General features: G+C 69.5%; 14 protein-coding genes and 1 pseudogene. 11 read left to right on the top strand and 4 right to left on the bottom strand.

Annotation, left to right across the window (positions count from 1 at the left end; all coding sequences use genetic code 11):
- Positions 1–49 precede the first annotated feature (49 nt).
- The 4 genes from ACFW0G_RS30705 to ACFW0G_RS30690 all read right to left on the bottom strand — a co-directional run bounded on the left by ACFW0G_RS30705 (position 50) and on the right by ACFW0G_RS30690 (position 5,256).
- A complete protein-coding gene (locus ACFW0G_RS30705) occupies positions 50–904 on the bottom strand; it encodes an MlaE family ABC transporter permease (protein ID WP_378328919.1) in 855 nt (284 codons plus the stop codon).
- A gap of 3 nt (positions 905–907) precedes the next feature.
- Positions 908–1,699, bottom strand: coding sequence for an MlaE family ABC transporter permease (locus tag ACFW0G_RS30700; protein WP_378328918.1), 792 nt, complete (start codon positions 1,697–1,699; stop codon positions 908–910).
- 271 nt (positions 1,700–1,970) lie between these two features.
- The gene (locus ACFW0G_RS30695) at positions 1,971–2,966 is read right to left on the bottom strand and encodes an LLM class flavin-dependent oxidoreductase (RefSeq protein ID WP_378328917.1); all 996 of its coding nucleotides are present in this window, start codon (positions 2,964–2,966) and stop codon (positions 1,971–1,973) included.
- A 175-nt stretch (positions 2,967–3,141) separates the two neighbouring features.
- Positions 3,142–5,256 (bottom strand): HelD family protein, encoded by a 2,115-nt coding sequence (locus ACFW0G_RS30690; protein WP_378328916.1) that lies wholly within the window; start codon positions 5,254–5,256, stop codon positions 3,142–3,144.
- A 120-nt stretch (positions 5,257–5,376) separates the two neighbouring features.
- On the opposite strand from ACFW0G_RS30690, the gene rsmD reads away from it, so the two are divergent.
- The 11 genes and pseudogenes from rsmD (at position 5,377) to ACFW0G_RS30635 (ending at position 12,841) form a co-directional block, all read left to right on the top strand.
- On the top strand, positions 5,377–5,934 hold the full coding sequence (gene rsmD / locus ACFW0G_RS30685) for a 16S rRNA (guanine(966)-N(2))-methyltransferase RsmD (protein WP_378328915.1): 558 nt from the start codon (positions 5,377–5,379) through the stop codon (positions 5,932–5,934).
- 88 nt (positions 5,935–6,022) lie between these two features.
- Positions 6,023–6,505 carry a pantetheine-phosphate adenylyltransferase gene (coaD, locus tag ACFW0G_RS30680; RefSeq protein ID WP_378328914.1) on the top strand — a complete coding sequence of 161 codons (483 nt, stop codon included), beginning with the start codon at positions 6,023–6,025 and terminating at the stop codon, positions 6,503–6,505.
- 94 nt (positions 6,506–6,599) lie between these two features.
- A pseudogene (locus ACFW0G_RS30675) lies at positions 6,600–7,016 on the top strand (ribonuclease domain-containing protein); the annotation flags it as partial.
- A 129-nt stretch (positions 7,017–7,145) separates the two neighbouring features.
- On the top strand, positions 7,146–7,871 hold the full coding sequence (locus ACFW0G_RS30670) for a DivIVA domain-containing protein (RefSeq protein ID WP_378328913.1): 726 nt from the start codon (positions 7,146–7,148) through the stop codon (positions 7,869–7,871).
- 181 nt (positions 7,872–8,052) lie between these two features.
- The gene (locus tag ACFW0G_RS30665) at positions 8,053–8,670 is read left to right on the top strand and encodes a YceD family protein (protein ID WP_378328912.1); all 618 of its coding nucleotides are present in this window, start codon (positions 8,053–8,055) and stop codon (positions 8,668–8,670) included.
- A gap of 46 nt (positions 8,671–8,716) precedes the next feature.
- Positions 8,717–8,899, top strand: coding sequence for a 50S ribosomal protein L32 (rpmF, locus tag ACFW0G_RS30660; RefSeq protein WP_345389129.1), 183 nt, complete (start codon positions 8,717–8,719; stop codon positions 8,897–8,899).
- A 15-nt stretch (positions 8,900–8,914) separates the two neighbouring features.
- Positions 8,915–9,682 (top strand): ribonuclease III, encoded by a 768-nt coding sequence (gene rnc, locus ACFW0G_RS30655; protein ID WP_378328911.1) that lies wholly within the window; start codon positions 8,915–8,917, stop codon positions 9,680–9,682.
- A gap of 21 nt (positions 9,683–9,703) precedes the next feature.
- Positions 9,704–10,570 (top strand): bifunctional DNA-formamidopyrimidine glycosylase/DNA-(apurinic or apyrimidinic site) lyase, encoded by an 867-nt coding sequence (mutM, locus tag ACFW0G_RS30650; RefSeq protein WP_378328910.1) that lies wholly within the window; start codon positions 9,704–9,706, stop codon positions 10,568–10,570.
- A 61-nt stretch (positions 10,571–10,631) separates the two neighbouring features.
- Positions 10,632–11,069: a helix-turn-helix domain-containing protein gene (locus ACFW0G_RS30645; protein ID WP_378328909.1), complete on the top strand. Its 438-nt coding sequence runs from the start codon at positions 10,632–10,634 to the stop codon at positions 11,067–11,069.
- Positions 11,070–11,072: 3 nt separating this feature from the next.
- A complete protein-coding gene (locus tag ACFW0G_RS30640) occupies positions 11,073–11,654 on the top strand; it encodes a hypothetical protein (protein WP_378328908.1) in 582 nt (193 codons plus the stop codon).
- Complete coding sequence (locus ACFW0G_RS30635; protein ID WP_378328907.1) at positions 11,651–12,841, top strand: MAB_1171c family putative transporter; 1,191 nt, start codon at positions 11,651–11,653, stop codon at positions 12,839–12,841. The genes ACFW0G_RS30640 and ACFW0G_RS30635 overlap by 4 nt, the downstream gene beginning before the upstream one ends.
- Positions 12,842–12,899 lie beyond the last annotated feature (58 nt).

Here is a 12,899-nt window from a genome sequence, read left to right as displayed (position 1 = left end):
TCGAATCCCTTTTGGCGAATGACATCCATGATTCGCTCGCAAGCTTCGCTCATCCCGCGACCTGCACAGTGGTTGTCGCGCCCCAGATCGCGAGGCTGAGGAAGAAGTCGAGCACGCTGATGGCGACGATCGCGGTACGGACCCCTCGGCCGACCGCGACGCCGACACCGGCGGGCCCGCCGCTGGCGCGGAACCCGTAGTAGCAGTGCGCCAGCACGACGACGACGCTGAACACCAGCACCTTCCCGAAGGACCACAGCACGTCGCCGGGCGGCAGGAACAGCAGGAAGTAGTGGTCGTAGGTGCCCGCGGACTGGCCGAACAGCCACACCGTGACCTGGCGCGAGGCGATGTACGAGCTGAGCAGCCCGATGGCGTAGAGCGGGATCACCGCGAGGAAACCGGCGATGACCCGGGTGGTGACCAGGTACGGCACGCTCGGGATGCCCATGACCTCCAGCGCGTCGATCTCCTCGGAGATCCGCATCGCGCCGAGCTGCGCGGTGAACCCGCAGCCGACGGTCGCCGACAGCGCGAGACCGGAAACCAGCGGGGCGATCTCGCGGGTGTTGAAGTAGGCCGAGACGAACCCGGCGAACGCGGACGTCCCGACCTGGTTCAGCGCCGAATAGCCCTGCATGCCGACGACCATGCCGGTGGCGACGGTCATCCCGATCATCACGCCGATCGTGCCGCCGATGACCGCGAGCGCACCGGAACCGAAGCTGACTTCGGCCAGCAGCCGCACGATTTCCCGGAGGTAGCGGTGCACCGCGCGCGGTACCCAGGCCAGTGCGCGCAGGAAGAACAGGATCTGGTCGCCGAGGGTGTCGAGGAAGCCGAACCGGCGGTCGACGGCGTCGCGCAGGCGGGCGGCGCGGGTGGCCGGGCTGGTGGTGACCATCGCTCAGCTCCCCTTCGGCGGGACGAGTTGCAGGTAGACCGCGGTGAGCACCAGGTTCAGCACGAACAGCAGCAGGAACGTGATGACCACGGACTGGTTGACCGCGTCGCCGACGCCTTTCGGCCCGCCTTTCGGGTTGAGCCCGCGATAGGAGGCCACGACCGCCGCGACGAAACCGAAGACGACCGCCTTGATCTCGCTGATCCACAGGTCGGGAAGCTGGGCCAGCGCGGAGAAACTGGCCAGGTACGCGCCCGGCGTCCCGTTCTGCATGATGACGTTGAAGAAGTAGCCGCCGAGTACGCCGACGACGCTCACCATGCCGTTGAGGAAGGCCGCGACGCCCATCGCGGCGAGCACGCGCGGCACGATCAGGCGCTGGATCGGCGAGACGCCGAGGACCTCCATCGCGTCGATCTCCTCGCGGATGGTCCGCGAACCGAGGTCCGCGCACATCGCGCTGCCGCCCGCGCCAGCGATGAGCAGGGCCGTCACGATCGGGCTGGCCTGCTGGATGATCGCGAGCACGCTGGCCGCGCCGGTGAACGACTGCGCGCCGATCTGCGTGGTCAGCGAGCCGATGTGCAGCGCGATGACCGCGCCGAACGGGATCGAGACCAGCGCCGTCGGCAGGATGGAAACGCTGGCGATGAACCAGAACTGCTGGATCAGTTCGCGGGCCTGGAACGGGCGGCGGAAGGCCAGCCGCACGACGTCGAGGCCCAGCGCGTAGAGCCGCCCGGTCTGCCGGAGCGCGGCCGCACCGGGAAACGACGCCGTCGTCCGCCCGACCATGCCACCTCTTTTCGCGCGGCACGGCGAATACACCCTGGTACGGCAATTCCCGGTTGCTCCGAATGGTGGAGCCATTTCGCGGGGAGTTGCTGTGCCGGGTGTTACCGTGCGGTTCGTTACTGGTCGGTACGCTAACTTCGCGCGCGGTGCGGTGACAAGAACTTGGGCATGATCACGTGGTCACGGCCCGGTAACCCCGAAATTCTTGTTGGTTCCTGATAAACGCCTATTCGGTTGTTGTCCCCACCGGAAAAGAATTCCGCAATTCTGCTCAGCGAGCGAGGTCGGCCACGATCTCGTACGACCGGACGCGGTCTTCGTGCGCGTGCGTCATGGTCGTGATCATCAGCTCGTCGGCATCGGTGTCCGCGAGCAGCTGCTCCAGTCCTTTTCGGACGGTCTCGGGCGAGCCGATGATGCTGGAGGAGAACCGGTCTTCGAGAAAGACGCGGTCGATCTCGGTGTACGGGTACTCGGCGGCCTCTTCCGGCGTCGGCAGCGGGATCGGGCGGCCGCGGCGCAGGCTGAGGAAGGTCAGGCCGCTGGGGCCGGCGATGAACCGCGCCCGCTCGTCGGTGTCGGCGGCGAAGACGGACGCGCCGAGCATGACGTACGGCTTGTCGAGCACCTCGGACGGCTGGAAGTTCTCGCGGTAGAGCCTGACCGCGGGGATGGTGTTCTCGGCGGCGAAGTGGTGTGCGAACGAGAAGGGCAGGCCGAGGCGCCCGGCGAGCTGGGCGCTGAACCCGCTCGACCCGAGCAGCCAGACCGGGGGCCGGTTGCCCTCGGCGGTGACGGCGTTGACCCCGCGGGTGTCCGAGTGCTCGAAGTAGGCGAGCAGCTCGCCCAGCTGCTGGGGGAAGTTCTCGGCGCTCAGGCCGCCGGGGCCGCGCAGCGCGAGCGCGGTGCGCTGGTCGGTACCGGGCGCGCGGCCGATGCCGAGGTCGATCCGGCCGGGGTGGAAGGCTTCCAGGGTCCCGAACTGCTCCGCGACGATCAGCGGGGCGTGGTTGGGCAGCATGATCCCGCCGGACCCGACGCGGATGCGTTCGGTGGCGGTGGCGACGTGGCTCATCAGCACCACGGTCGCGGAGCTGGCGATGCCCGGCATGTTGTGGTGCTCGGCGAGCCAGTAGCGCCGGAAGCCCAGCCCTTCGGCGACCTTCGCGAGGTCGATGCTGTTGCGCAGCGCCGTGCCGACGTCACCCCCGCTCACCACGGGAGACAGATCGAGCACGGACAGCGGCACCCCTGATACGGAACTCACGCCCCGGACCAACGCCCATCACGCGTGATCTCTTCCCGATCACGCGAGATCTCCACTCAATCACACGAGTTCTCCCCGCATGCACGCGAAGTCTCCAGTCCCGCCCCGGTACCGAGCCGGAGGTCTCGCGTGCGTGGCGAGAGATCTCGCGTGATCAGGCGGAGATCTCGCGTGCTCAGGCGGGGAGCCAGTCGGGGTCGGAGGCGAGGACCGTCAGGTGCTGGGTGGCCCGGGTCAGCGCGACGTAGAGGACGCGGCGGCCGGTGGTCGACTCGGTGACCAGGTCGATGGGCTCGACGAGCACGACGGCGTCGTACTCCAGGCCCTTCGAGTCGAGGCTGCCGACGACCTTGAGCCGGTCGTCGGCGTACCCGGCCAGCCAGCCGGACACCTCGGGCACCCTGTCCATCGCGGTGATCACGCCGACCGTGCCCTCGACGGCGCCGAGCAGCTCCTTCACCGCGTCCTGCGTGGCCCCTTCGAGGGCGGCCTTCCCGACGGCGCGGACCTCCGGGGTGATCCCCGTCTTCCGCACGGCGATCGGCAGTTCGTCCGCCTCCGCGTGTCCCACGACGACGCGCGCCGCGAGTTCGAAGATCTCCGCCGAGTTCCGGTAGTTCGTCCGCAGCGTGAACCGCCGTCGCGTGGTCTTGAGCCCGAACGCCTGATCGCGCGCCTGCGCCGCTTCGGCCGGGTCCGGCCACGAGCTCTGCACCGGGTCGCCGACGACCGTCCAGCTCGCGTACTTCCCGCGCCGCCCGACCATCCGCCACTGCATGGGGGACAGGTCCTGCGATTCGTCGACGACCACGTGCGAGTACTCGTCGTAGTGCTCGGGACGGTGCGGCGCACCACCCCGCTGCGGTTCGACCTCGACCACCGGCTGGTTCCTGCGACGGCGTTTCGGCGGCTGTCCGATGAGGACACGCAGCTCGTCGAGCAGTGCGATGTCGGCCACCGACCAGCCCCGCGAGCGGTCCGCGAAATCCGCGGCGAGCATCGTGATGTCGTTACGGGACAGGATGCCCTTGGCCGCCGACGCGAGGCGCTTCTCGTCGCCGAGCCACCTGAGGATCTGGGCGGGGTAGAGGATCGGCCACCACTCCACGAGGAACCGGTGGAACTCGATGCGCTCGCCGAGGTCGGTGATCAGCTCCGCCCTGTCGATCTGCCGCCCGTCGGCCTTCGCGTGCTCCTCGGCCTTCGTGGCAAGCGCCTCCAGCAGCAGCTCCGCGGTGCGCACCCGCGACCGGTTCGGCGGCGCGCCGTGCGTGTGTGCCTTGCGGCGCACCTTCTCCAGCTCGCGGTGCGTGAGCTTCAGCACCTCGCCGCGGTAGACGATGCGCATCTCGCCGGGAGCGTCCGGCGGGGTGTCGCGCAGCCCGCGCAGCAGCACCTTCCGCATCCGCAGCGATCCCTTGATCGCCGCGAGCGGGGCCGCGTCCTGACGCGTCGCTTCGAGCCCGTCGAGGACTTCGCCGAGCGCGCGCAGTTCGACGTTCGTCTCGCCCATCGACGGCAGCACCCGCGAGATGTAGCTGGTGAACACCCCGGACGGGCCGATCACCAGCACGCCGGCGCCGCCGAGCTGACGGCGGTGGCGGTAGAGCAGGTACGCCGCGCGGTGCAGCGCGACCGCGGTCTTGCCGGTGCCGGGGCCGCCGGTGATCTCGGTGACGCCGCGCCACGGCGCGCGGATGACCTCGTCCTGTTCCTTCTGGATGGTCGCGACGATGTCGCGCATCTTCTCGCCACGCGAACGGCCCAGCGCGGCCATGAGCGCGCCTTCGCCGACGATCGGCATGTCCTCGGGGACGGCGTCGGCGATGAGGACGTCGTCGTCGACGTCGAGCACGTTCTGGCCGGAGCAGCGGATCACGCGCCGCCGCACGACGTCCATCGGTTCCTCGGCGGTGGCCTGGTAGAACGCCGCGGCGGCCGGGGCGCGCCAGTCGGTGACAAGGTTGTCGAACTCGGCGTCGCGGATGCCGAGGCGGCCGACGTAGATGTGCTCGCGGTCGAGGTGGTCGAGCCGCCCGAACACCAGGCCCTCGTACTCGGCGTCGAGCGTCTGCAGGGTCTGGTTGGCGTGGTAGACCATCATGTCGCGCTCGAACAGCATCGACGCCTGCTCGAAGATCGCCTCGCGCTGCGCGCCCTGCCCGATCTCGTAGCCCTTCGAGCGCATCGCCTCGGCCTGGGACCGCAATTCCGCGAGGCGGGTGTACACCCTGTCGACGTGGGCCTGCTCGCTGGCGATCTCTGCCCGTCTGATCCGGGGTTCGGACACGCATGCTCCTTGACAACTCGATCGCCTCACGAGGGCGAAGGACGACTCTACGCGTTGACCTCCGGAGGGTCAGCAAGTCCTGCCCAACGCCACATTCGGTGTCCGGGCGACAATGGGACGGTGACCAGGATCGTGGCCGGGAAGGCGGGCGGCAGGCGGCTGAAGGTGCCGCCGAAGGGGACGCGGCCGACGTCGGAGCGGGTCAGGGAAGCCCTGTTCAACGCGCTTGAGGTGGCGGGCGAGCTCGACGGCGTTCGCGTGCTCGACCTCTACGCGGGCTCGGGCGCGCTCGGCCTCGAAGCGCTTTCCCGTGGCGCGGCGGACGCGCTGTTCGTCGAGGCGGACCGTCGTGCGGTGGACGTGCTGCGCGGCAACGTCGCCGCGCTGGGTCTCGGCGGCACTGTCCGGGCGGGACAGGTCGAGACGGTCGTGTCCGCTCCGGCGCCAGAGGCGTTCGACGTCGTGCTGGCCGATCCGCCGTACGCGGTCGACGCCGCCGGGCTCGGCACCGTGCTGGCTTCCCTGGCCGATGGCGGCTGGGTCGGTGACGGCGCGCTCGTGGTGATCGAGCGGGCAGCCCGGGACGGCGAACCCGCCTGGCCGCCGGGATACGCCGCGACGCGGACGAAGCGCTACGGCGACACCGCCTTGTATTGGGCCGAGTTCGCGGCGGTGTGAGGGCGCGGTGTGACGTCCTGTGTGCCGTCCTGTGTGACGCAGTCGTCACAGACGCGCGCGGCGCCGTCCGGCTTGATAGCGTCCGCGCATGCGGCGTGCGGTCTGTCCCGGGTCCTACGACCCGGCCACCAACGGGCACCTCGACATCATCGAGCGAGCTGCCCTGCTGTTCGACGAAGTGGTCGTTGCGGTGGGGGTGAACAAGAACAAGAAGGGCCTGTTCTCCGTCGAGGAGCGCATGGACATCCTGCGCGAGATCACCGCGAAGCTGCCGAACGTGCGGGTCGACTCGTGGCAGGGGCTGCTGGTGGACTACTGCCGCGACAACGACATCGCCGCGGTCGCCAAGGGGCTGCGCTCGGTCAGCGACTTCGACTACGAGCTGCAGATGGCGCAGATGAACCGCGAGCTGACCGGGCTCGAGACGTTGCTGATGGCGAACAACCCGGCGTACGGCTTCGTGTCCAGTTCGCTGGTCAAGGAGGTGGCCGGGCTCGGCGGCGACGTCGAGGCGCTGGTCCCGCCCATAGTCTTCGAGCGGCTGTCCGAGAAATTCGCGAATCGGCCCTGATCGGCGGACGACGTTCGTAGGGAATCTCGGGGCGATCCGCGAGAGTTCACCTTGACATGTTCTGTACGTCACACGATCGGGTTACGGTCCGAAAATGACCAACAACCGATCGCGCATCTTCGCTGTCCTGTTCGCACTGGTGCTCGGGCTGTTCGGCGGGGTCACCGCCGCGGAGGCGGCTTCGGCCCCCGCCTCGTTCGGCGCCCTGCAGAACAAGTGCGGTGACCTCAGTGGCTACCAGCACGTCAAGCTGGCCTCGCTGCCCAAGGAGGCCGACGACACCTACAAGCTGATCCAGTCCAACGGCCCGTTCCCGTACCCGGGCAAGGACGGTTCGGTGTTCACCAACAAGGAGAAGGTCCTCCCGGCCTGCGCGTCGAGCTACTACCACGAGTACACGGTGATCACCCCGGGCGCCCCGACGCGCGGCACCCGGCGCATCGTGACCGGCAGCAAGCACGAGTACTTCTACACCGGCGACCACTACAAGACGTTCCAGGTCATCGACGTCTGAGCCGCGGGTGCCGGGTGTGTTCTCGGACGCAGGACACGCCCGGTACCGCGTGCTTTCACCGGTTCAGGCGAGCCAGCGGGCAGACTTGAGGTCAGCGAACGGGGATGCTCTGCAGAGGGAGTTGCCGTGTACCGGGTATTCGAGGCGCTCGACGAGCTCGTCACGATCGTCGAGGAGGCACGCGGCGTGCCGATGACCTCCAGTTGTGTCGTGCCCCGTGGCGACGTCCTCGAGCTGCTCGACGACGTGCGGGACGCGCTCCCTGCCGAGGTCGACGACGCGCAGGACGTCCTGGACAAGCGTGACGACCTGCTCCTGGCCGCGCGCAAGGAGGCGTCCGACACCGTCGCCGGTGCCAACGGCGAGGCGGAACGCACCGTGGCGGACGCGTCCGCCGAGGCCGAGCGCATCCTTGCCGACGCCCGCGCCCGCGCCGAGCAGATGATGGCCGACGCGCACGCCGAGTCCGAACGGATGGTCGCGGCGGGGCAGGCGGAGTTCCAGAACCTGACCGAGCGGTCCCGTGCCGAGTCCGAGCGGATGATCCAGGCCGGCCGCGACGCCTACGACCGCGCGATCGAGGACGGCCGCGCCGAACAGGCCCGGCTCGTCGCGCAGACCGAGGTCGTGCAGGCCGCGCACGCGGAGTCGGCGCGGATCGTGGACGAGGCCCACGCCGAGGCCGACCGGCAGCGCGGCGAATGCGACGCCTACGTCGACGGCAAGCTCGCCGAGTTCTCCGAGCTGCTGGCCACGACGCTGCGGACGGTCGACTCCGGCCGCAACCACCTGCGCACGCCGTCCAACGTCTCCGGCGGTGGCCGCCCGACCCTGTACGACTACCAGGTCTGATTCCCCCGGGGTCACGATGTGCTGAAGGGCGCTTTCAGTGCAACCAGCGCACTGAAAGCGCCCTTCAGCGCGCCCAGCGCACTGAAAGCGCCCTTCAGCGCGCCCAGCGCACCGAAGGCGCCCTTCAGACCAGGCCCGCCCAGCTCGAAAGGGGTGGCGGGCGCTGCGTACCCTGGTGAGGATGTCCGAGAACAAGACTTCGCACTCCCGGCCCGCGTCGCTCGACGACCGCAGCCCGTGGGTGCTCGACACCCGTGAGCTGGGCCGGCACGCCGGTCTCAGCCGCGCCGTCCGGCGCACCGTGCCGCTGGACACCGAGCTCGGCGTGCCCGAGGTGATCACCATCGCGGCCGGGGCCGAGCTGGAGCTGGATCTGCTGCTCGAGTCGGTCGTCGAGGGCGTGCTGGTCACCGGCACCGCCACGGCGACGGCGAGCGGCGCCTGCTCGCGCTGCCTCGACCCGATCACCGAGGACGTCGAGGTCGAGCTCACCGAGCTCTTCGCCTACCCCGGCTCGTCGACCGAGGAGACCACGGAGGAGGAAGAGATTCCCCGCCTGGTCGACGACCGGATCGACCTGGAGCCGATCGTCCGCGACGCGATCGTGCTGGCCCTGCCGCTGGCCCCGCTGTGCACCGAGGACTGCGCCGGACTCTGCACCGAATGCGGCGTCAAGTGGGCCGATCTCGAGCCCGGACACGGGCATGAGAAGATAGACCCTCGGTGGGCCGCACTGGTCGAGCGTTTCGACGAGAACGCGGGTGAAAAGCCCGTGGACGGCCCCGGACAGCAAGCCTAGTTTCGCTCGCCTGACCGCGGGCAGACCGTCTTAAGGAGATCTACTCGTGGCCGTCCCGAAGCGGAAGATGTCGCGATCCAACACGCGCGCGCGCCGCAGCCAGTGGAAGGCGGCTCCGGTTCAGCTGGTGCCCTGCTCCAACCGCGCCTGCAAGCAGCCGAAGCTCCAGCACGTCGCGTGCCCGTCGTGCGGCCAGCACAACGGCCGCCAGGTCGTCGAGCCCGCCTGATCCGGGTAGCCGGTCATGGGGGGTAAGACACCCAACGGACCCGCGGTCGATCCCATCTCACTGCTCGAGGCGCTCGGGGTCACTCTCGACCCCGAGCTGCTGAGGCTGTCGCTGACCCACCGTTCCTACGCTTACGAGAACGGCGGCCTCCCGCCCAACGAGCGGCTGGAGTTCCTCGGCGACGCGGTGCTCGGCCTCGTGGTCACCGACCACCTCTACACCACTCACCCCGAGCTGCCCGAGGGTCAGCTCGCGAAGCTGCGCGCCAGTGTGGTCAACATGCACGCACTGGCGGGAGTGGCGCGCGGGCTCGGCGAGGGTGGCCTCGGGGCACACCTGCTGCTGGGCAAGGGCGAGGAGCTCACCGGTGGCAGGGACAAGGCGAGCATCCTCGCCGACGGTCTCGAGGCCGTCATCGGTGCTGTCTACCTGCAGCACGGCATCGAGGTCGCCCGGAAGCTGGTGCACCACCTCTTCGACGGCCTGCTCGCCGAGGCGCCGAGGCGGGGCGCCGGGCTGGACTGGAAGACCAGCCTGCAGGAGCTGACCGCGTCGGCCGGTTTCGGCGTGCCCGAGTACCGGGTCGAGGACACCGGTCCGGACCACCGCAAGGAGTTCACCGCCACGGTGCTCGTCGGCGGCCGGGACTACGGGCGTGGCACGGGTTCCACCAAGAAGGAAGCCGAGCAGAAGGCCGCCGAGATGGCGTGGCGGGCGCTCACGGACGAGATCGCGGCCGCGAAGCAGGCCGAAGAGAGCGACGGCGAAGGCTCCTCGTCCTGAGCCTTGCGCCAGAATGGGCGTATGCCTGAACTTCCCGAGGTCGAGGTGGTTCGCGCCGGCCTCGAGGCGCATGTCGAGCGTCGCACGATCAGCAAGGTCGAGGTACTCCACGAGCGGGCGATCCGTCGTCACGCGCTCGGCGCGGAGGATTTCACCGGCCGTCTCGCGGGCGTCCGGATCGACGCGGTGCGCCGCCGCGGCAAGTACCTGTGGCTGGAGCTCGGTGCGGAAGAGGCCGTCCTCGCGCACCTCGGGATGAGCGGGCAGATGCTCGTCCAGCCCGAGGGCGCGCCGGACGAAAAGCATCTGCGGGTCCGGATCCGTTTCGCCGACGACGGCCCGGAGCTGCGGTTCGTCGATCAACGCACCTTCGGCGGTCTCGCGCTGGACGATCTGGTCGAGGTCGACGGGACGCGGCTGCCCTCGGCGATCGCGCACATCGCGCGGGATCCGATGGATCCGGCGTTCGATCTCGACGTCGCGGTGAAGGCGCTGCGTTCGCGCCGCACCGAGGTCAAACGCGCGCTGCTGGATCAGACGCTGGTGTCCGGCGTCGGCAACATCTACGCCGACGAGGCGCTCTGGCGTTCGAAACTGCACTGGGCGCGGCCGACGGACAAGCTCACCGCGGCCCGGACCAGGGCGCTGCTGACGGCGGCTTCGGACGTCATGGCCGAGGCGCTCGGCGCGGGCGGGACGTCCTTCGATGCCTTGTACGTCAACGTAAACGGCCAGTCCGGCTACTTCGACCGGTCGCTGGACGCCTACGGACAGGAAGGCCTGCCGTGTGGCCGATGCGGCACGGCGATCCGCCGCGAGCCGTTCATGAACCGGTCGTCGTTCTCCTGCCCGCGATGCCAGCCGCGGCCGCGTGGTAACTCGCGTTGATGCGACCAGCGTCTTCATCAACTAGGATGAAAACGCGCACTACAGCGCCGTTGAGGGAGTGATGGTGGCCACCGAACCCGGCAAGTCGACGCTCGCCGACAAGATCGACAGACTGTTCGACGTCGTGCGCAGGCCGGATCGTGAGTCCTACAGCCACGAGGAGGTCGCCAAGGCCTGCCGCGAGGCGACGGGGGAGAGCTTCTCCACCACCTACCTCTGGCAGCTGCGCACCGGCCGCCGCGACAACCCGACCAAACGGCATCTCGAAGCGCTCGCGCAGTTCTTCGGTGTTCCTCCGGCATACTTCTTCGACGACGAGCAGAGCACCAAGATCGCCGAGGAGCTGGCCCTGCTGGGTGCGCTGCGCGACGCCGGCGTCCGCGACGTCGCGCTGCGCGCGGTGACCCTCTCGGCCGACGGGCTGGACACGATCAGCGACATGATCGACGCGATCGCCCGCAGGGAGGCCGGCCGCGGCGGCCAGCACAAGGAGGCCTGAGCCGTGCGGGACCGGCAGCGCAAGCAGCTCTGGCGGCGGTGCCGCAGGCTGGCCGGCACGCTGACCCTGCCCGAACCGTTCGACGCCGAACGGTTCGTGGCCGCGATCGCGGCCCGGCGCGGGCGCCCGATCGAGCTGATGCCGGTGAACGCGCCGTCCGGCGGGCCCTGCGGTCTGCTGATGAGCACCGAGCGTGCCGACTACATCCTCTATCCGACCAACACGACCGCCCTGCACCGGCGGCACATCCTGCTGCACGAGGTCGGGCATCTGCTGTGCGGGCACGTCGGTTCCACCGCGCCCGGTGGTGGCGCCGCCGGCGCGGCGATCGACGCCGCCGCCAGCCGGGCGCTCATGCCGAACCTGTCACCGGAACTCGTCCGCCGTGTCCTCGGCAGGACCACGTACACCGCCGTCGAGGAGCAGGAGGCCGAACTGCTGGCCTCGCTCATCGCGCACCGGGTGGCCCGCGGCGAAAGTGCCCCCGCACCGGCGAGGTCCGACGAACGCGACAGCGACCTCGCCGGTGGGATGGCCCGCCTGGACACCCTGTTCGGGAGCAAGCCCCGTCGCGGGTCCTCGTGATCGAAACACTGGCCTACTACTGCTGCGTGCTCGGCTTCGCCGGTTTCAGCTTCAAGCTCGTCGAAGCGCGGCGTACCCAGCCCGCGCGGCGGATGTGGTGCCTGTCCGGCTTCGGGATCTGCATCGCGGCGGGAATCCTCGTGCTCACGCCCGCGATGGAGTCGGTGGTGGCGGGGCGGGAGCCGTTCGCCAGCCTGGTGAATCTCGCCTCGGACCTGTTCAAGATCGGCGCGATGGCCTTCGCGGTGGCGTTCGCCCGCTCGATGCGGCTGGGCGTGCACGCCAGGCCTGGCTGGCACGTGCTGCTCACCTGCGTCGTGATCGCCGGGGAAGTGGTGTTGTTCTTCCTCGCGCGGACGCATCGGGCGGGTGAGGACACCGTCGCGGGTCCCGGCAGGCTCTGGTATCTCGTCGCGTACCTGATGCTCTTCATCGTCTACGGTGTCGTCAGCCTCTCGACGTTCATCGTCGTGTTCGGCCGCTTCGCGCGTCTCGCCGAGCCGGGGCCGCTGCGGACCGGGCTGTGGCTCATCGTCGGCGGCGCGGTGTCCGCGCTGGCGTGGACGTTCTGGGGCATCGACGACATCGGCAGGCTGATCGCCACCGGAAAGGTGAACGCCAGCGAGGACGTCTACTCGGCGATCCTCGCCGCGGGCTGTGTCGGCTTCGCGGTCGCCGGCGCGACGCTCAGCGTCTGGGGGCCATCGCTGAGCGCGCCGCTTCGCTGGCTTCGCGCGTATCACGCTTATCGCCGCATCGAACCGTTGTGGGCCGCGCTGCGCGACGCCGTTCCGGGGATCGCCCTCGATTCCGGACGTGGCCTGCCCGGTGGTGTCGAGTTCGCGTTGTACCGGCGAGTCATCGAAATCCGGGACGGACACCTCGCGCTGCGGCCGTACTTCGACCCGGGGATCCCGGCGCTGGCCGAAGCGCGGGCACGTCGCGAGGGCTTGCCAGAACGGTTGATCGCCGCCACGGTCGAGGCGGCCGCGCTTGCCGCCGCGCTGCTCGCGAACGAGGCGGATCGGCGCTACCAAACCGAGGACACCCCCGCAAGGCAGTCGCCGGAGGCCGATGTCGCCGCCGAGGCCGCCTGGCTCGTCCAGGTGACGCATGCTTGGCGACACTCCGGGGTCGTCGAGCAGATCCGCCGCAAGACCTGTGCTGACCTGGGCCTTCCGGTCTGAGAGATACGCTCTCGTGCCGATCGGCGCACTGCTGTGCACACTACTGCGCAATGCGTGG

The organism is Amycolatopsis sp. NPDC058986, assembly GCF_042741125.1.
GTDB lineage: Bacteria > Actinomycetota > Actinomycetes > Mycobacteriales > Pseudonocardiaceae > Amycolatopsis.
The sequence above is the reverse complement of the archived record's forward strand: the minus strand, read 5'-3'. Positions and strand labels throughout refer to the sequence as shown.